This window comes from Streptomyces sp. NPDC050546 (genome assembly GCF_044457425.1).
In the GTDB taxonomy this organism is placed as follows: Bacteria; Actinomycetota; Actinomycetes; order Streptomycetales; family Streptomycetaceae; genus Streptomyces.
Genome location: NZ_JBITGX010000002.1, coordinates 123860 through 141953 on the forward strand (window position 1 = coordinate 123860; position 18094 = coordinate 141953).

The 18094-nt window shown below is 71.0% G+C and carries 16 protein-coding genes; 10 read left to right on the forward strand and 6 right to left on the reverse strand.

Translation table 11 applies throughout. The features are described 5' to 3' along the window. Positions 1–65: 65 nt before the first annotated feature. The 5 genes from fdhD to ACIBK5_RS05360 are packed head-to-tail and all read right to left on the reverse strand — an operon-like array spanning position 66 to position 6496. Entirely contained in the window at positions 66–914 is an 849-nt protein-coding gene (gene fdhD / locus ACIBK5_RS05340; RefSeq protein WP_399016454.1) for a formate dehydrogenase accessory sulfurtransferase FdhD, read from the reverse strand. 7 nt (positions 915–921) lie between these two features. Continuing rightward, a complete protein-coding gene (locus ACIBK5_RS05345; RefSeq protein ID WP_399016456.1) occupies positions 922–1782 on the reverse strand; it encodes a 2Fe-2S iron-sulfur cluster-binding protein in 861 nt (286 codons plus the stop codon). Further along, positions 1779–3602, reverse strand: coding sequence for an NAD(P)H-dependent oxidoreductase subunit E (locus tag ACIBK5_RS05350; RefSeq protein ID WP_399016458.1), 1824 nt, complete (start codon positions 3600–3602; stop codon positions 1779–1781). The genes ACIBK5_RS05345 and ACIBK5_RS05350 overlap by 4 nt, the downstream gene beginning before the upstream one ends. Before the next feature lie 6 nt (positions 3603–3608). Further along, a complete protein-coding gene (locus tag ACIBK5_RS05355) occupies positions 3609–5528 on the reverse strand; it encodes a molybdopterin oxidoreductase family protein (RefSeq protein ID WP_399016460.1) in 1920 nt (639 codons plus the stop codon). After that, complete coding sequence (locus ACIBK5_RS05360) at positions 5525–6496, reverse strand: 2-dehydropantoate 2-reductase (protein WP_399016462.1); 972 nt, start codon at positions 6494–6496, stop codon at positions 5525–5527. The genes ACIBK5_RS05355 and ACIBK5_RS05360 overlap by 4 nt, the downstream gene beginning before the upstream one ends. 227 nt (positions 6497–6723) lie before the next feature. Here ACIBK5_RS05360 and ACIBK5_RS05365 point away from each other — a divergent pair, with 227 nt between their 5' ends. The 4 genes from ACIBK5_RS05365 to ACIBK5_RS05380 all read left to right on the forward strand — a co-directional run bounded on the left by ACIBK5_RS05365 (position 6724) and on the right by ACIBK5_RS05380 (position 10112). Next, complete coding sequence (locus tag ACIBK5_RS05365) at positions 6724–8061, forward strand: OFA family MFS transporter (RefSeq protein WP_399016464.1); 1338 nt, start codon at positions 6724–6726, stop codon at positions 8059–8061. After that, positions 8027–8164: a hypothetical protein gene (locus ACIBK5_RS05370; RefSeq protein ID WP_215117504.1), complete on the forward strand. Its 138-nt coding sequence runs from the start codon at positions 8027–8029 to the stop codon at positions 8162–8164. The genes ACIBK5_RS05365 and ACIBK5_RS05370 overlap by 35 nt, the downstream gene beginning before the upstream one ends. A 163-nt stretch (positions 8165–8327) precedes the next feature. Continuing rightward, complete coding sequence (locus ACIBK5_RS05375) at positions 8328–9266, forward strand: beta-ketoacyl-ACP synthase III (protein WP_399016466.1); 939 nt, start codon at positions 8328–8330, stop codon at positions 9264–9266. Between the two features lie 168 nt (positions 9267–9434). Next, complete coding sequence (locus ACIBK5_RS05380; protein WP_399016468.1) at positions 9435–10112, forward strand: GntR family transcriptional regulator; 678 nt, start codon at positions 9435–9437, stop codon at positions 10110–10112. A 7-nt stretch (positions 10113–10119) separates the two neighbouring features. On the opposite strand, the gene ACIBK5_RS05385 is transcribed toward ACIBK5_RS05380, so the two are convergent. Next, entirely contained in the window at positions 10120–10527 is a 408-nt protein-coding gene (locus tag ACIBK5_RS05385) for a PaaI family thioesterase (protein WP_399016469.1), read from the reverse strand. 253 nt (positions 10528–10780) lie between these two features. Between ACIBK5_RS05385 and ACIBK5_RS05390 the strand changes: the two genes are divergently transcribed. The 6 genes from ACIBK5_RS05390 (at position 10781) to ACIBK5_RS05415 (ending at position 17992) form a co-directional block, all read left to right on the forward strand. Further along, positions 10781–11962, forward strand: coding sequence for an ROK family protein (locus tag ACIBK5_RS05390; protein WP_399016471.1), 1182 nt, complete (start codon positions 10781–10783; stop codon positions 11960–11962). A 112-nt stretch (positions 11963–12074) separates the two neighbouring features. After that, entirely contained in the window at positions 12075–13592 is a 1518-nt protein-coding gene (locus ACIBK5_RS05395) for a sugar ABC transporter ATP-binding protein (protein ID WP_399016472.1), read from the forward strand. Further along, positions 13589–14605 carry an ABC transporter permease gene (locus ACIBK5_RS05400; protein WP_391098428.1) on the forward strand — a complete coding sequence of 339 codons (1017 nt, stop codon included), beginning with the start codon at positions 13589–13591 and terminating at the stop codon, positions 14603–14605. Before ACIBK5_RS05395 ends, ACIBK5_RS05400 begins: the two co-directional genes overlap by 4 nt. Before the next feature lie 49 nt (positions 14606–14654). Then, positions 14655–15701, forward strand: coding sequence for a substrate-binding domain-containing protein (locus ACIBK5_RS05405; RefSeq protein WP_399016473.1), 1047 nt, complete (start codon positions 14655–14657; stop codon positions 15699–15701). Positions 15702–15763: 62 nt separating this feature from the next. Then, positions 15764–16978, forward strand: coding sequence for a Gfo/Idh/MocA family protein (locus ACIBK5_RS05410; RefSeq protein WP_399016475.1), 1215 nt, complete (start codon positions 15764–15766; stop codon positions 16976–16978). Positions 16979–16993: 15 nt separating this feature from the next. After that, positions 16994–17992, forward strand: coding sequence for a sugar phosphate isomerase/epimerase family protein (locus ACIBK5_RS05415; RefSeq protein WP_399016477.1), 999 nt, complete (start codon positions 16994–16996; stop codon positions 17990–17992). Positions 17993–18094: the final 102 nt, after the last annotated feature.

The window sequence follows — 18094 nt, forward strand, 5'->3', positions numbered from 1 at the left end:
CCCTGCGGCGCAGGGGGCGCTCCCCGCCGGTCGGGGCCCCGCCGCCGTGTCGCGGAGGAACCTGTTCAGCCCTGGGCGGCCGCCGCCCGCAGAGCGATCCGGTCCTCACCCGCGTACACGTTCATGGAACCGCCCCGCAGGAAGCCCACCAGTGTCAGGCCGGTCTCGGCGGCCAGATCCACCGCCAGCGAGGACGGCGCCGACACCGCGGCCAGCATCGGCAGGCCGGCCATCACCGCCTTCTGCGCCAGCTCGAAGGAGGCCCGGCCCGACACGAGCAGGATCGCCCGCGACAGCGGCAGCTCCCCGTTCTGCAGGGCACGGCCGACCAGCTTGTCGACCGCGTTGTGCCGGCCCACGTCCTCCCGGACGTCCAGCAGCTCGCCCTCCTCGGAGAACAGCGCCGCCGCGTGCAGGCCCCCGGTGCGGTCGAAGACCCGCTGGGCGGCGCGCAGCCGGTCGGGCAGCTCCGCGAGCAGCTCGGGGCTCACCCGGACCGGGGGAGTGTCCTCGATGGGCCAGCGGGCCGTCGTGCGCACCGCGTCCAGCGACGCCTTGCCGCACAGCCCGCAGGAGGAGGTGGTGTAGACGTTCCGCTCCAGCGTGATGTCGGGGATCACCACGTCCGGCGCCGTCTTCACGTCGACGATGTTGTATGTGTTCGAGCCGTCGACGGTCGCCCCCGCGCAGTAGACGATGTTCTGGAGGTCGTCCTGCCCGCCCAGCACCCCCTCGCTCACCAGGAAGCCCGCCGCCAGGGCGAAGTCGTCGCCCGGGGTGCGCATGGTGATCGCCAGGGACTTGCCGTTGAGCCGGATCTCCAGGGGTTCCTCCGCGACGAGCGTGTCCGGGCGGCTGGAGACCACCCCGTCCCGGATGCGGAGCACCTTGCGTCGTTCCGTGACACGTCCCATGTCCTGATCAGCCCCGGTTCTGTACGTGCTGGTAGCCGAAGCGGCCCTTGATGCAGAGATTGCCGTGGGTCACCGGGTTGTCGTGCGGCGAGGTGACCTTCACGATCTCATTGTCCTGCACATGGAGCGTCAGGTTGCAGCCCACTCCGCAGTACGCGCACACGGTGGTCGTCTCCGTCTGGCGCGACTCCTCCCACGTACCCGCCGCGCGCATGTCGAACTCGGACTTGAAGGACAGCGCGCCCGTGGGGCACACCTCGATGCAGTTGCCGCAGTACACGCACGCCGAGTCGGTCAGCGGAGCGTCGTGTTCCACGGCGATCCGGGCGTCGAAACCGCGCCCGGCGACCGAGATCGCGAAGGTGTTCTGCCACTGGTCGCCGCAGGCGTCCACACACTTGTAGCAGAGGATGCACTTGTCGTAGTCGCGCACATACAGGTCGTTGTCGACCTTCGGTTCCTCGTTGAGGCGGGCCGCGTCCGGGCCGAAACGGTCGGGCTTCGCCTCGTACTCCTTGAGCCACTCGGCGGCCTTCGGGGTCGTCGACAGGTCCACGGAGGACGCGAGCAGCTCCAGGACGATCTTCCGGCTGTGCCGGGCGCGTTCCGTGTCGGTGCGCACCTCCATGCCGGGCTCGGCCTTGCGGGAGCAGGCCGGGACGAGGGTCCTGGCCCCCTCGACCTCGACGACGCAGACGCGGCAGGCGTTCTTGGGCCGGAGCGTGTCGCCCTCGCACAGGGTCGGGACGTCCTTCCCGGCGGCCCGGCAGGCGTCGAGGATCGTCGAGCCCTCGGGCGCCCGCACCGGCTCCCCGTCGAGCGTGAACTCCAGCAGACGGCGCGGGATCCCCAGCGGTGTGACGGTCATTCGTACGCCCCCAGACGGTCGATGGCGGATTCCACGGCGTTCCACGCGGTCTGCCCGAGACCGCAGATCGAGGCGTCCCGCATCGCGCGGCCGACCTCCCTGAGCAGGGCGATGTCCCCGGCGGCGTCGGCGCCGGTGCGCTCCACGATCCGGTGCAGCGCCTCCTCCTGCCGCACGGTCCCGACCCGGCACGGCACGCACTGCCCGCAGGACTCGTCCCGGAAGAACTCGGCGATGCGCAGCAGCAGCCGGGGCAGGGGCACGGAGTCGTCGAAGGCCATCACGACCCCCGAGCCGAGCGTCGTGCCCGCCTCCCGCGTCCCCTCGAAGGTGAGCGGGATGTCCAGCTCGTCGGCCCGGACGAAACCGCCCGCCGCCCCGCCGAGCAGCACCGCCCGCAGCCCCTCCCGCACCCCGGCGAGCGTGAGCAGATCGCCCAGCGTCGCGCCGAACGGCAGCTCGTAGACACCGGGCCGCTCCACACTCCCCGAGACGCAGTACAGCTTCGGGCCGGTGGACCGGTCCGTGCCGATCGCCGCGTAGGCCGGGGCGCCCATTGTGAGGACCGGCAGGACGTTGACCAGCGTCTCCACGTTGTTCTCGACCGTCGGCTTGCCGAACAGGCCCTTCTCCACGGGGAACGGCGGCTTCGAGCGAGGCTCGCCCCGGTAGCCCTCGATGGAGTTGAACAGGGCCGTCTCCTCGCCGCAGATGTAGGCGCCCGCGCCGCGCCGGATCTCGAGGTCGAAGGCGTAGCCCTGGCCGAGGATGTCGTCACCGAGCAGTCCACGCGCGCGTGCCTGCGCGATCGCGTGCTCCAGCCGGTGCAGGGCGCGCGGGTACTCGCCGCGCAGGTACACGAAGCCCCGGTGGGCGCCGGTCGCGTACGCGGCGATCGTCATCGCCTCGACCAGCGCGTACGGGTCGCCCTCCATGAGCACCCGGTCCTTGAAGGTGCCCGGCTCGGACTCGTCGGCGTTGCAGACGAGGTAGTGCGGACGATCGGGCTGGGACGCGGTGGCCTGCCACTTGCGGCCGGTGGGGAAGGCGGCCCCGCCGCGCCCGACCAGGCCCGAGTCGGTGACCTCGCGGATCACCCCGGCCGGGCCCAGCTCGAAGGCCCGGCGCAGGGCGGTGTAGCCGCCGTGGGCGCGGTAGTCGTCGAGCGAGGCGGGGTCGACCACGCCGACGCGGTGGAGCAGCATCAGGCCGTCCTGCCCGGCCTGGGGCACCGCCAGGGCGGCGGGCGGCTCCTCCGGCGCCGAGTCGGGCGCACTCGCGGCGAGGACCGCCCGCTCGACGGTCGCCGGCGCCGACACCGCCGTACGCACCGGATCCCCGGCCCTGATCGCGAGCGCGGCCGGGGCCCGTTCGCACAGACCCAGACAGGGGCTGCGCTCCACCGTGACACCGCTGCCGAGGCCCAGCCGCTCCTCGATCCCGGCGCACAGCTCCGGCGCCCCGGCCGCCGCGCACGCCAGGTCCGTGCACACATGGAGCACGGTCGCCGGACGGGGCTTGACCGAGAACATGGCGTAGAAGGTGGCGACCCCGTACGCCTCCGCCGGCGGTACCGTCAGCCGCCGGCACAGGTAGTCGAGGGCGCCGTCGCTGATCCAGCCGATCCGGTCGTTGAGGGCGTGCAGCCCCGGCAACAGCAGGTCGCGGCGGTCGCGGGCCTCGCGCCCGCCCCGGGCCCACCTCAAGTCGGCATCGGAGCGGTCGGCGCCCTCCCAGGAGGACTCGGGCGGGCCGAGCAGGGCGTCGACGGCCGCCCGTTCCTCGTCCGTCGGTTTGCTGTCACCGAAGTGCAGGTCCACAGTGCGTCACCCCACGATGGTCGCGATGGGCAGCTTCTCGATCCGGATCGCCGACGCCTTGAACTCCGCCGTCCCCGCGATCGGGCAGTTCGCCTCGATCGTCAGCGCGTTGGTGTCCACCTCGTCGGGGAAGTGCATGGTCATGAAGGCGAGCCCGGGGCGCAGCGCGGTGTCCACCCACACAGGCGCGGTCACCGACCCGCGCCGTGAGGTGACCTGGACCTGCTCACCGACCACGACCCCGTAGCGCTCGGCGTCCTCCGGGCACAGCTCGATGAACTCGCCGCGCCGCAGCGGCGAGGCGTAACCGCCGCTCTGCACACCGGTGTTGTAGGAGTCGAGCCGCCGCCCGGTGGTCAGCCGGATCGGGAACCGCTCGTCGGTCAGGTCCACGGGCGGGTCGTGCTGCACGATCCCGAAGGGTGCGAGCGGGCCGCGTTCGGAGGGGTCCGCTTCCCACAACCGGCCGTGCAGATAGCTCGGTTCGAGCCCGTCCGTGCTGGGGCAGGGCCACTGGATGCCCTGGTGCTCCTCCAGACGTTCGTACGTCATGCCGTAGTGGTCGGGCGAGACGGACCTCAGCTCGTTCCACACGGTCTCGGCGTCGGCGTACTTCCAGTCGTGGCCGAGCCGGGCCGCGAGGTCGCAGAGGATGTCGATGTCCTCGCGGGCCTCGCCGGGCGGGGTGACGGCCCTGCGGACCCGCTGCACCCGCCGCTCGCTGTTGGTGGTCGTGCCCTCGGTCTCCGCCCAGCCGGCGGTGGCCGGCAGGACGACGTCCGCGAGTTCGGCCGTCTTCGTGAGGAAGATGTCCTGGACGACGAGGAAGTCCAGGGCCCTGAGCCGCCGTACGGCCTGCTCGCTGTCGGCCTCCGACTGGGCCGGGTTCTCGCCGATGCAGTAGACGGCCTTGAGACCGCCCTCCTCCATCGCCTCGAACATCTCCGTGAGGTTCAGGCCGTAGTGCGGCTGGATGACGGTGTCCCAGGCCGACTCGAACTTCAGCCGGGTGTCCGGGTCGAGGATGTCCTGGAAGCCCGGCAGCCGGTTGGGGATCGCGCCCATGTCGCCGCCGCCCTGCACGTTGTTCTGCCCGCGCAGGGGTTGCAGGCCCGAGCCGTAGCGGCCGACATGGCCGGTGAGCAGGGACAGGTTGATCAGGGCGCGGACGTTGTCGGTGCCGTTGTGGTGCTCGGTGATGCCGAGGGTCCAGCACAGCTGGGCGCGCTCGGCACGGGCGTAGGCGTGCGCCAGCTCGCGGATCGCCGCGGCCGGCACGCCCGTCACCTTCTCGGCGAGCGACAGCGTCCACGGCTCGACCAGCACCCGGTACTCCTCGAAGCCGGTGGTCGCCCGCTCGACGAACGCCTCGTTGACCAGGCCCGCGTGGATGATCTCGCGGCCGATCGCGTGCGCCATCGGGATGTCGGTGCCGACGTTGAGGCCGAGCCAGCTCTCCGCCCACTCGGCGGTCGAGGTCCGGCGCGGATCGACCGCGTACATCCGGGCCCCGTTCCTGATCCCCTTCAGCACGTGCTGGAAGAAGATCGGGTGCGCGAAGCGGGCGTTGGAGCCCCACATCACGACCAGGTCCGTGTGCTCGATCTCCTCGTACGACGACGTCCCGCCGCCGGAGCCGAACGCCGCCGACAGGCCGGCCACGCTCGGGGCGTGACAGGTGCGGTTGCAGGAGTCGACGTTGTTGGTGCCCATGACGACCCGGGCGAACTTCTGCGCCACGTAGTTCATCTCGTTGGTGGCGCGGGCGCAGGAGAACATCCCGAACGCGCCGCGCGCGGCGTCCAGCCCCCGGGCGGCGCGGTCCAGGGCCTCCTCCCAGCTCGCCTGCCGGAACGGCTCGTCGCGGGAATCACGTACGAGCGGGTGGGTCAGCCGGGTGTAGGTCTTCGGTTGGCGTTTCCTCATGCGGCGCTCCTCAGCGCGAGCAGGTCCGAGATGGCGTGCACGGTGCGCAGGGTGGGCACTTCCACGCCGGTGATCTCCGCCAGCTCGACGACCGCCGCGAGCAATACGTCGAGTTCCAGCGGCTTGCCGCGCTCCAGGTCCTGGAGCGTGGAGGTGCGGTGGTCGCCGACCCGCTCGGCGCCCGCGAGCCGGCGCTCGATGGAGACGCCGACCTCGCAGCCGAGGGCCCGGGCGACCGTGAGCGTCTCGGTCATCATGATCTCGATGACCCGGCGGGTGCCGCCGTGCAGGCACATCTGCCGCATGGTGGCGCGGGCCAGCGCGCTGATCGGGTTGAAGGAGATGTTGCCGAGCAGCTTGACCCAGATGTCGTCCCGCAGATCGGGCTCCACCGGGCACTTCAGCCCGCCCGCCCGCATCGCCTCGCTGAAGCCGAGACAGCGTGCCGAGAGGCTGCGGTCGGGCTCGCCGATCGAGAACCGCGTGCCCTCCAAGTGCCGTACCACGCCCGGTCCTTCGAGCTCGGTCGCCGCGTAGACGACACACCCGACGGCCCGTTCGGGCGCGAGCACCGCACTGACCGCGCCGTCCGGGTCCACGCTCTCGACGCGGTGGCCGTCGTACGGGCCGCCGTGCCGGTGGAAGTACCACCAGGGGATGCCGTTCTGGGCCGCGACGACCGCCGTCGTCCCGTGCAGCAACGGTGCGATCAGCGGCCCGCACGCCGCGTACGCGTTGGCCTTCAGGCCCAGGAAGACGTAGTCGACCGGGCCCACTTCGGCCGGGTCGTCGGTCGCGTGGGGATGCGCGGTGAAATCGCCCCGCGGGCTGCGCACCCGGACTCCGTGCTGCCTCATGGCCGCCAGATGCGGTCCACGGGCGATGAGATGCACCTCGGCACCCGCGCGGTGGAGCGCGGCGCCGACGTAGGCGCCGATGGCACCGGCGCCGAGAACTGCGACTTTCACGGGAACACTCCGTTCGGTTTGAGGGATACCGCGGAGGTGTGACCGCCGTACGACCGCTCAGGAACGGGTCGTGCGGCTTGTGTCGACGAAATATTGTCTACAGTATGGAGGTTGGGGCGGCAAGGGTTCGCGCGGCGACCGTTCGGCGCATGCTGAATACCGCTCACCGCATACGGTCGACGCGCCGCCTTTCCAACTCCCGTGCGACTGCCTACCGTCCAGGACTCATGAGTCCCCCAGTCGCGCCCCCGGGCTGGAGCCGCTGGCTCGTTCCGCCCGCCGCTCTCTCCGTACATCTCTCCATCGGCCAGGCCTACGCCTGGAGCGTGTTCAAACCGCCCCTCGAGTCCGCGCTCGGCCTCAGCGGCACACAGAGCGCGCTGCCCTTCCAGCTCGGCATCGTCATGCTGGGCCTGTCCGCCGCGTTCGGCGGCACACTCGTGGAACGCAACGGCCCCCGCTGGGCGATGACCGTCGCCCTGGTCTGCTTCTCCTCCGGCTTCCTGCTCTCCGCGCTGGGCGCGTCCCTGGAGCAGTACTGGCTGATCGTGTTCGGCTACGGCTTCGTCGGCGGCATCGGCCTCGGCATCGGCTACATCTCGCCCGTCTCCACACTGATCAAGTGGTTCCCGGACCGGCCGGGCATGGCCACCGGCATCGCCATCATGGGCTTCGGCGGCGGCGCGCTGATCGCCTCGCCGTGGAGCGCCCAGATGCTGGAGTCGTTCGGCAGCGACAGCTCCGGCATCGCGCTGGCCTTCCTGGTGCACGGGCTGTCGTACGCCGTCTTCATGCTGCTGGGTGTGCTCCTGGTCCGGGTTCCGCGTCATGCCCCAGAGGCGCCGGGAACTGCGCGACAAACCCCCACCGGCCCGCAGGTTTCCGCGAAACAGGCCATCCGCACCCCCCAGTTCTGGTTCCTGTGGCTCGTGCTCTGCATGAACGTCACCGCGGGCATCGGCATCCTGGAGAAGGCCGCCCCGATGATCACGGACTTCTTCGCGGACACCTCCACACCGGTGTCCGTGACGGCCGCCGCCGGCTTCGTGGCGCTGCTGTCGGCGGCGAACATGGCGGGCCGCATCGGCTGGTCGTCGACGTCCGACCTGATCGGCCGCAAGAACATCTACCGCGTCTACCTGGGCGTCGGCGCGCTGATGTACGCGCTCATCGCCCTGTTCGGCGACACCTCCAAGCCGCTGTTCATCCTGTGCGCGCTGGTCATCCTCTCCTTCTACGGCGGCGGCTTCGCGACGATCCCGGCGTATCTGAAGGACCTGTTCGGCACGTACCAGGTCGGTGCCATCCATGGGCGGCTGCTCACCGCCTGGTCCCTGGCCGGTGTGCTCGGGCCGCTCATCGTGAACTGGATCGCCGACCGGCAGGAGGAGGCGGGCCGGCACGGCGCGTCCCTGTACGGACTGTCCTTCGTCATCATGATCGGCCTGCTCGTCGTCGGCTTCGTCGCCAACGAGCTCGTCCGGCCCGTCGACCCCCGCCATCACGTCCCGCAGCCGAAGGAGGCCGATCGTGTCCAGCAGCAGTCAGAGTCCGCCCAGCCCTGACCGGCGGTGGCTGATCGCCTTCGCCTGGGTGTGGGTGGGCGTACCGCTCGCCTACGGGCTGTACGAGCTCGTCCGGAAGGCGACACAGCTGTTCACCGGATGACGGCCTGGCCGGGCTTTCGACAGGTGTCCGGGTGTCCGAGGTCCTGACCGAAGCTGACAAGCCTGGCGCCGGTTTCCTGTTGCCTTGGCTGCCGTCGTACCCGTGAGTCACTGATCAGACTGGTGGGTCCCGCTACCCAAGGCAACGAGGGGGACCCACCCAGATGAACGGCTCGCGCATCGCCGCCGTCGGCCACTACCAGCCCGCCAAGGTGCTCACCAACGAGGACCTGGCGGGCTTGGTGGACACCAGTGACGAGTGGATCAGGAGCCGGGTGGGCATCCGCACCCGCCACATCGCCGGGCCCGACGAGCCGGTCGACGAGCTGGCCGCCCACGCCGCCGCAAAGGCCCTCGCGGCGGCCGGCCTCGCCCCCGCCGACATCGACCTGGTGCTGGTGGCCACCTCGACCGCCGTCGACCGCTCTCCCAACATGGCGGCCCGGGTCGCGGCCCGCCTCGGGATGCCGCACCCGGCCACCATGGACCTCAACGTCGTGTGCGCCGGATTCACCCATGCCCTGGCCACCGCCGACCACGCCGTCCGCGCGGGGGGCGCGAGCCGTGCGCTGGTCATCGGGGCCGACAAGATGTCCGAGGTGACCGACTGGAGCGACCGCACCACCTGCGTGCTCGTCGGCGACGGGGCCGGGGCCGCGGTCGTCGAGGCCGCCGAGGAGTCCGGCATCGGGCCGGTGCTGTGGGGCTCGGTGCCCGAGATGGGACACGCGGTGCGGATCGAGGGCACTCCGCCGCGTTTCGCCCAGGAAGGGCAGAGCGTCTACCGCTGGGCCACCACGCAGCTGCCGCCCATCGCGCGCCGGGCGTGCGAGCGGGCCGGTCTTGAGCCGGCCGATCTCGCCGGGGTCGTCCTGCACCAGGCGAACCTGCGCATCATCGAACCCCTCGCCGAGAAGATCGGTGCCGTGAACGCGGTCGTCGCGCGCGATGTCACCGAGTCCGGCAACACCTCCGCCGCGAGCATCCCGCTCGCCTTCTCCAAGCTCGTCGAACAGGGCGCGGTCGCCACCGGCGACCCGGTCCTGCTGTTCGGCTTCGGCGGGAACCTGTCGTACGCGGGACAGGTCGTGCGCTGCCCCTGAGTCCCGCTCCGGGCCGCCGTGGTGCCGCTCCGGTGTGACGCGGTCAACTGCCCGAATCCCTGGTCTTTGTGCGCCGTAGACTGTAGACGAAAGACAATCGATACTGACTCTGCGGCGACACCGGTAGCCGCCGCGCTGTGCACGGCCCTGCCGAGGAGGGGGACCGCGATGCTTTCGACAGGCCTGCCCCAGGGGGCGGTACCCAAGCTGGAACGCCCGGGTCCGCTGCGTGACCGCGTCTACGAGGCGCTCCTCGAACTCATCACCACCCGCGCGCTCCAGCCCGGCCAGCACCTCGTCGAGAGCGAACTCGCCGGGCATCTGGGGGTGTCCCGGCAGCCGGTGCGCGAGGCGCTGCAGCGGCTCAACACCGAGGGGTGGGTCGATCTGCGGCCCGCCCAGGGCGCGTTCGTGCACGAGCCGACGGAGGAGGAGGCCGACCAGCTCCTCACGGTCCGTACGCTCCTGGAGGCCGAGGCGGCCCGACTCGCGGCGGCCAACGCGAACAGCGCCGGCCTCACCGCCCTCGAATCCCTCTGCGCGGAGGGCGAGAAGGCCGTCGAGGCCGACGACGTGGACGGCGCCGTCGCCATGAACGCCCGCTTCCACGCCAAGATCATGGAGCTCGCGGGCAACGCCGTCCTCGCCGAACTCGCCGCCCAGGTCGACCGGCGGGTGCGCTGGTACTACACGCCCGTGGCCCGGCAGCGCGGCCACCAGTCCTGGATCGAACACCGCGAACTGATCGCAGCCATCTCCGACCGGGACGAACAGCGGGCCACCCAGCTGATGCGCGAACACACCGAGCACACAAGGCGGTCGTACCACGCGCGAGCGCGTTCGTAGAGCTGCCTCAGCCGGCGGTCAGCACCGCCTGGGTCTGTGTCGTCTGACCCACCAGGGTGCCGTCCTCGTCGTGCAGGTCCGTCCGTACGGCGATGAACGAGCGCCCCACGTGTACGGGCCGCGCCTCGGCGCGGACGACGCCCGACCGCACGGCGCGGAAGAAGTTCGTCTTCGACTCGACCGTCGAGGTGCCCGCTCCCGGCGGCAGATTGAGGAACGCGCAGACCGCGCCGGCCGTGTCGGCGAGCGCCATCAAGGCTCCGCCGTGCAGAGCGCCGCCCACCGTGCACAACTCCGGGGTCCAGGCAAGCACGGCGCTGACCCGGGCGGGGGCGGCCTCCGCGAGGGCGATGCCCAGCTTCTCGGCGAAGGGCACCGCCTTCAGCAGAGCTTCGGGGGCAGGGGTGTCGCTCATGAGGACCTCCGGACGTCGATGACGCGTGCTGGTGCCAGCCTGACCTGGGCCGCTCTCACGGTCGATTACCCGCCGGGTAAGACTCGCCCCTCGCGTCTTTGTCCTGTGAGTGGAAAAAGTAGAGGGCAATTCCTGCGCGACTTCTTCCCACCTCCGGCAGCCGCTGCTACGTTCCCTCCGAAAGCAAGCCACTGATGTGGCGGAAATCCGGCGCGCACAGGCCGATCGAGGCGGGGAGGGGCTCGTGAGACGCATGACCGCACGACCCGGAAACGCCCACCAGGCCCGACTGCTCACGCTGTTGCGCGACGGCGGCCCCAACTCCCGTGCCCAGCTGGGCGACCAGGTCGATCTCTCGCGGTCCAAGCTCGCCGTGGAGGTGGACCGGCTGCTGGAGACGGGGCTGGTCGTGGCCGACGGACTCGCCGCCTCGCGCGGTGGCCGTCGCTCCCACAACATCCGGCTCAACCCCGGTCTGCGCTTCCTCGGCGTCGACATCGGCGCGACCTCGGTCGACGTCGCCGTCACCAACGCCGAACTGGAGACCCTCGGCCACATCAACCAGCCCATGGACGTACGCGAAGGCCCCGTCGCGGTCTTCGAGCAGGTCCTGGCCATGGCCGCGAAACTGAAGGCCTCCGGGCTCGCGGAGGGGTTCGACGGCGCCGGCATCGGTGTCCCGGGCCCGGTCCGTTTCCCCGAGGGCATCCCGGTGGCACCGCCGATCATGCCCGGCTGGGACGGCTTCCCCGTACGGGAGGCGCTCAGCCAGGAACTCGGCTGCCCGGTCATGGTCGACAACGACGTGAACCTCATGGCGATGGGGGAGCAGCACGCGGGCGTCGCCCGCACCGTCGCCGACTTCCTCTGTGTCAAGATCGGCACCGGCATCGGCTGCGGCATCGTCGTCGGCGGTGAGGTCTACCGCGGTACGACGGGCAGCGCCGGCGACATCGGGCACATCCAGGCCGTGTCCGACGGCAGGCCCTGCGCCTGTGGCAACCGGGGCTGCCTGGAGGCCCACTTCAGCGGGGCGGCCCTCGCCCGCGACGCCACGGAGGCCGCCCAGCAGGGGCTTTCGGCCGAACTGGCGTCGCGTCTTGAGGCGAACGGCGGTCTCACGGCCGTCGATGTCGCCGCCGCGGCCGCCGCGGGCGACGCCACCGCACTCGACCTGATCCGCGAGGGCGGCAATCACACCGGCCAGGTCATCGCCGGCCTGGTCAGCTTCTTCAACCCGGGTCTCGTGGTGATCGGCGGCGGGGTGACCGGCCTCGGCCACACGCTGCTCGCCGCGATCCGCACCCAGGTCTACCGCCAGTCGCTGCCGCTGGCGACCGGCAATCTGCCCATCGTCCTGGGCGAGTTGGGACCCGCCGCCGGTGTCATCGGCGCGGCCCGGCTCATCAGCGATCACCTGTTCTCACCCGCGTAAGCGCACGTCAGCTCGTCAGCACGTCGCACCACGCTTCCGTACCGAGCCCTGCACAGTGCCCCGCTCCGCCCTGCCCTGAAACCGGCCCGCACGCCCGCCAAGGGGAATTCGCATGGCACCAGAACCACCGCTGCTCAGCATGTCCGGCATCACCAAGTCGTTCCCCGGAGTCCGGGCGCTCGACGGCGTCGACCTCGACGTCCAGGCCGGTGAGGTGCACTGTCTGCTCGGCCAGAACGGCGCGGGCAAGTCGACCCTCATCAAGGTCCTGGCCGGTGCCCACCAACCCGACACCGGCACCATCCGCTGGCGCGGCGAGGAGGTCACGCTCCGCTCGCCGATCGCCGCCATGCGCCTCGGCATCGCCACCATCTACCAGGAACTCGACCTGGTGGAGCATCTGTCGGTCGCCGAGAACGTCCATCTCGGCCACGAGCCGACCACCGCCGGATTCGTCGTACGCGGGAAGACGGCGCGCGAGTCGACCGCCCGGCTCCTCAAGAGACTCGGGCACCCCGAGGTCGATCCGGCCCGTCTGGTCGGGGAGTTGTCGGCCGCGCAGCAGCAGATCGTGTCCATGGCCCGGGCGCTCTCCCACGACGTGCGGCTCATCGTGATGGACGAGCCCTCCGCCGCCCTCGACCCTGACGAGGTCGACAACCTCTTCCGTATCGTCGGCGATCTCACCGCCGCCGGAGTCGCCGTCGTCTACATCTCGCACCGTCTGGAGGAGATCCGGCGCATCGGCGACCGGGTCACCGTGCTCAAGGACGGGCGGGCCGTCGCGAACGGGCTCCCGGCGAAGTCGACACCGACCCGCGAGGTCGTCGCGCTGATGACGGGCCGCAACGTCGAGTACGTCTTCCCCGACCGGCCCGTCTCCCCGCCGACCGGAGAATCGGTTCTCCGGATTCAAGGGCTGGCCCGCCAAGGGGAGTTCGAGCCCTTCGACCTGGAGGTGCGGCCGGGCGAGATCGTCGGCCTCGCCGGACTCGTCGGCTCGGGCCGCTCCGAGATCCTGGAGACCGTCTACGGGGCCCGGAAACCGACGTCCGGTCAGGTACTGGTCGACGGACGGCCCTTGAAGCCGGGCAGCGTACGGGCCGCCGTCCGCGCCGGACTGGGCCTGGCCCCCGAGGAACGCAAGGCCCAGGCCCTGCTGATGCTGGAGTCCGTCACCCGCAATGTGTCGGTCTCCTCCATGTCCCGCTTCTCGCGCGGCGGCTGGATCGACCGGGGCGCCGAACTCGGTGCCGCCCGGGCCGCGACACGCGAGCTGTCACTCAGGCCGGACAACCCGTCCGTGCCCGTGCGCACCCTGTCCGGCGGCAACCAGCAGAAGGCCGTCCTGGCCCGCTGGCTGCTGCGCGGCTGCAAGGTGCTGCTGCTCGACGAACCCACCCGCGGCGTCGACGTCGGCGCGCGCGCCGAGCTGTACGCCGTCGTCCGACGGCTGGCCGACGAAGGCCTCGCCGTGCTGCTGGTCTCCAGCGAGGTGCCCGAGGTGCTCGGCCTCGCCGACCGCGTCCTGGTGCTGCGCGAGGGCCGTGTCGTCCACACGGCACCCGCGCGCGAACTCGACGAACACCGCGTACTCGACCTGGTCATGGAAGGAAGCCCGGCGTCATGACGCAGCCCGTCTCCCCACCGCGGGACAGCACCGACAAGGTGCCCGAGGCTCAGCCCCCGGCCTGGCGCGGCCTGCTGTTCCGCGCCGACGTCCGCACCCTCTCCCTGCTCGGCGTGCTCGCCGCGCTGATCCTCATCGGCGGCATCACCAAGCCCGACGAGTTCCTCGACACCCGCAATCTGCAACTCGTCCTCACCCAGGCCTCCGTGATCGGCGTCGTCACCGTCGGCATGACCTTCGTCATCGTCTCCGGCGGCATCGACCTCTCGGTCGGCGCGATCGTCGCCCTCGCCTCGGTGTGGGCCACCACCGTCGCCACCCAGGAGTACGGCTTCGCCGGCATCCTCTTCACGGCGATGATCGTCGGAGTCGGCTGCGGCCTGGTCAACGGGGTGCTCATCGCCTACGGCGCGATGGTGCCGTTCATCGCCACCCTCGCCATGCTGGCCTCCGCCCGCGGCCTAGCCCTGCAGATCACCGACGGCAAGACCCAGATCGTCACCGTGCCCTCCGTCCTCGACCTGGGCGAGCGTGACGCCTACATCCTCGGCATCCCGCCCCTGGTCCTGGTGTTCGCCCTCGTGACGGTCATCGGCTGGCTGGTGCTCAACCGCACCACCTTCGGCCGCCGCACGGTCGCCGTCGGCGGCAACCCGGAGGCGGCCCGGCTCGCCGGCATCGACGTACGCCGCCAGCGGCTCTACCTCTATCTGCTGTCCGGACTGTGCTGCGGCATCGCCGCCTTCCTGCTGATCGTCCTGTCCGGCTCCGGCCAGAACACCAACGGCAACCTCTACGAACTCGACGCCATCGCCGCCGCGATCATCGGCGGCACCCTGCTCACCGGCGGCCGCGGCACCATCACCGGCTCCGTGCTGGGCGTCCTGATCTTCACCACGATCACCAACATCTTCGCCCTGAACAACCTGCAGAGCGACGTCCAGCAGATCGCCAAGGGCGCGATCATCGTCGCCGCCGTGCTGGTCCAGCGCCGTACCGCGAGCACGACCTGAAAGCCGTACCGCTCCCGCTTGGCACGACCTGAGGAAAGGGTTCACCGCCATGACCGAGATCACGAGCCGCAGAGGACTGCTCTTCGGGGCCGCCGCCGTCTCCGCCGGTGCCCTCCTCACGGGCTGCACGAGCAACGAGCCCTCCGACTCCAAGGACGAGCCGGCCGGGAACGACCAGCCCGCCGCCGACGACAAGCCGGGCAAGAAGGTCACCATCGGCTTCGCCGGACCGCAGGCCGACCACGGCTGGCTCAACGCCATCAACGACAACGCCAAGGAACGCGCCGAGAAGTACTCGGACGTCAAGCTGGAGATCACCGAGGGATCCAACGACACCGCCCAGCAGATCGGCCAGATCGAGACCCTCATCAACAAGAAGGTCGACGTCCTGGTGGTGCTGCCCGCCGACGGCAAGGCCCTCACCCAGGTCGGTCTGAAGGCGATGCGCGCGGGCATCCCGGTCGTCAACCTCGACCGGATCTTCAACACCCCGCAGGCCTACCGCTGCTGGATCGGCGGCGACAACTACGGCATGGGCCTCAACGCCGGGCACTACATCGGCGAGAAGCTCAAGGGGAAGTCGGGCGCCCGCGTCATCGAACTGGCCGGCCTGGACAACCTGGAGCTGACCAAGCAGCGCACCAAGGGCTTCGACGACGCCCTGAAGAACTACCCCAACATCAAGAAGGTCGCCCGCCAGGCCGCCGACTTCACCGTCGAGTCCGGCCAGGCCAAGATGGCCCAGCTGCTCCAGGCCCAGTCGAAGTTCGACGCGCTGTGGAACCACGACGACGACCAGGGCGTGGGCGCGCTGCGGGCCATCGAGCAGGCCGGGCGCGACGGCTTCCTGATGGTCGGCGGGGCCGGTGCGCTCTCCGCGTTCCAGGCCATCAAGCAGGACGACGGCGTGCTCAAGGCGACGGTGCTCTACCCGCCCACCATGGCCGCCTCCGCGATCGACCTCGCCCGGGCCCTCGGCCAGGGCAAGGGCATCGGCGGCATGGCCGAGTTCGAGATCCCCGCGTCGATCACGCTCTACTCGGCCGTCGTCGACAAGACCAACGTCGACCAGTACATGCCCACCGGCTTCCAGTGACCGGTTCCGCCCCCGCACCCCCCACGTGCGCGACCCCGACCAGGACGAGGAGGACTCCCCACATGGGACAGCCGCAGCAGCAGTCAGAAGGGACCGAGGAGGCAGGCAAGCCACCCCTGCGCGTGGGGATGGTGGGCTACGCCTTCATGGGCGCCGCCCACTCGCAGGGCTGGCGCACCGCGGGCCGCGTCTTCGACCTGCCGCTGAACCCGGTGCAGGCCGCGATCTGCGGCCGGGACGCCGCCGCCGCCCGGGCAGCGGCCGACCGGCACGGATGGGCGTCCGTCGAGACCGACTGGCGTGCCCTCGTCGAACGGGACGACATCGACCTCGTCGACATCTGCACCCCCGGCGACAGCCACGCCGAGATCGCGCTGGCCGCCCTGGCCGCGGGCAAGCACGTCCTGTGCGAGAAGCCCCTCGCCAACACCGTCGAGGAAGCCGCCTCGATGGAACGCGCGGCCGAAGAGGCGCACGCACGCGGCCAGGTGGCGATGGTCGGCTTCAACTACCGCCGGGTGCCGGCCACCGCCCTGGCCCGCCGGATGGTCGCCGAGGGCCGCCTGGGCAGGCTGCGGCACGTGCGTGTGACGTACCTCCAGGACTGGCTCGTCGACCCGCACTTCCCGCTGACCTGGCGGCTGCGCAGGGAGCAGGCCGGCTCGGGCTCGCTCGGCGACCTGGGCGCGCACATCATCGACCTCGCGCAGTACCTGACGGGGGAGCGGCTGGCGGGCGTCTCCGCCCTGACCGAGACCTTCGTACGGGAGCGACCGCTGCCCACCGGTGCCTCCAGCGGGCTGGCCACCGTCTCCTCCGCGGGCACCGGCCAGGTCACCGTGGACGACGCCGCCCTCTTCACGGCCCGCTTCCCCTCCGGCGCCCTGGCCTCCTTCGAGGCCACCCGCTACGCCACCGGCCGCAAGAACGCCCTGCGCATCGAACTCAACGGGGAGCGCGGCTCGCTCGCCTTCGACCTGGAGCGGCTCAACGAGCTGTCGTTCCACGACGGCACCGAGCCGGGCGCGGAGGCCGGCTTCCGCCGCATCCTCGTCACCGAACCCGACCACCCCTACCTGGACGCCTGGTGGCCGCCGGGCCACGGCCTCGGCTACGAGCACACCTTCGTCCACCAGGCCCGCGACCTGGTCCACGCCGTCGCCGAGGGCCGCCGCCCCGAACCCTCCTTCGCCGACGGGCTGCAGGTGCAGCGCGTGCTCGCGGCGGTCGAGGAGAGCGCGGAGAAGAACTCCGTCTACACGCCGATCGCGGTCTGAGGAGGCTGACGCGGAATGCCGCGTACGTTCACGCTGTTCACCGGCCAGTGGGCGGACCTGCCCCTGGAAGAGGTCTGCCGGCTCGCCCGCGACTTCGGCTACGACGGACTCGAACTCGCCTGCTGGGGCGACCACTTCGAAGTCGACAAGGCGCTCTCCGACCCCGGTTATCTCGACGGCCGCCGGGCGCTGCTCGACAAGTACGGCCTCAAGTGCTGGGCCATCTCCAACCACCTCGTCGGCCAGGCCGTCTGTGACGCCATCATCGACGAACGCCACCAGGCCATCGTGCCGGACGCAGTGTGGGGCGACGGAGACCCGGAAGGGGTTCGGCAGCGGGCGGCGGAACGCATGAAGGACACCGCGCGCGCCGCGGCCGCCTTCGGCGTCGACACCGTCATCGGCTTCACCGGCTCCGCCATCTGGCACCTGGTCGCCATGTTCCCGCCCGCCCCCGACGCCATGATCGAACGCGGCTACCAGGACTTCGCCGACCGCTGGAACCCGATCCTGGACGTCTTCGACGCCGAGGGCGTGCGGTTCGCGCACGAGGTGCACCCCAGCGAGATCGCCTACGACTACTGGACGACCGTCCGCGCCTTGGAGGCGGTCGGCCGGCGCCCCGCCTTCGGCCTCAACTTCGACCCCTCGCACTTCGTGTGGCAGGACCTCGACCCGGTCGGCTTCCTCTGGGACTTCCGCGACCGGATCTACCACGTCGACTGCAAGGAGGCCCGCAAGCGCCTCGACGGACGCAACGGACGGCTCGGCTCCCACCTGCCCTGGGGCGACCCGCGGCGCGGCTGGGACTTCGTCTCCGCCGGGCACGGCGACGTCCCCTGGGAGGACGTCTTCCGGATGCTGCGCTCCATCGACTACCAGGGCCCGGTCTCGGTCGAGTGGGAGGACGCCGGCATGGACCGGCTCCAGGGGGCGCCCGAGGCGCTGACCCGCCTGAAGGCCTTCGACTTCGACCCACCGAGCGCGTCCTTCGACGCGGCGTTCAACAGCTGAACCAGGACAACGAATCTCCGGGGTGACGGCGCACCCCGGCGCCCGCACCGCACGTCTACGCACCCATCCCGTACGGCCCACCCCCGTTCCCGGAGGGACTTC

Excerpts from the sequence above, each read along its gene's own strand:
- ACIBK5_RS05375 (WP_399016466.1), top strand. The coding sequence starts at position 8,328 with ATGAACGGCTCGCGCATCGCCGCCGTCGGCCACTACCAGCCCGCCAAG.
- fdhD (WP_399016454.1), bottom strand. The coding sequence starts at position 914 with ATGGGACGTGTCACGGAACGACGCAAGGTGCTCCGCATCCGGGACGGG.
- ACIBK5_RS05410 (WP_399016475.1), top strand. The coding sequence starts at position 15,764 with ATGGGACAGCCGCAGCAGCAGTCAGAAGGGACCGAGGAGGCAGGCAAG.
- ACIBK5_RS05355 (WP_399016460.1), bottom strand. The coding sequence starts at position 5,528 with ATGAGGAAACGCCAACCGAAGACCTACACCCGGCTGACCCACCCGCTC.
- ACIBK5_RS05405 (WP_399016473.1), top strand. The coding sequence starts at position 14,655 with ATGACCGAGATCACGAGCCGCAGAGGACTGCTCTTCGGGGCCGCCGCC.
- ACIBK5_RS05390 (WP_399016471.1), top strand. The coding sequence starts at position 10,781 with ATGACCGCACGACCCGGAAACGCCCACCAGGCCCGACTGCTCACGCTG.
- ACIBK5_RS05385 (WP_399016469.1), bottom strand. The coding sequence starts at position 10,527 with ATGAGCGACACCCCTGCCCCCGAAGCTCTGCTGAAGGCGGTGCCCTTC.
- ACIBK5_RS05345 (WP_399016456.1), bottom strand. The coding sequence starts at position 1,782 with ATGACCGTCACACCGCTGGGGATCCCGCGCCGTCTGCTGGAGTTCACG.
- ACIBK5_RS05415 (WP_399016477.1), top strand. The coding sequence starts at position 16,994 with ATGCCGCGTACGTTCACGCTGTTCACCGGCCAGTGGGCGGACCTGCCC.
- ACIBK5_RS05395 (WP_399016472.1), top strand. The coding sequence starts at position 12,075 with ATGGCACCAGAACCACCGCTGCTCAGCATGTCCGGCATCACCAAGTCG.
- ACIBK5_RS05365 (WP_399016464.1), top strand. The coding sequence starts at position 6,724 with ATGAGTCCCCCAGTCGCGCCCCCGGGCTGGAGCCGCTGGCTCGTTCCG.
- ACIBK5_RS05400 (WP_391098428.1), top strand. The coding sequence starts at position 13,589 with ATGACGCAGCCCGTCTCCCCACCGCGGGACAGCACCGACAAGGTGCCC.
- ACIBK5_RS05380 (WP_399016468.1), top strand. The coding sequence starts at position 9,435 with ATGCTTTCGACAGGCCTGCCCCAGGGGGCGGTACCCAAGCTGGAACGC.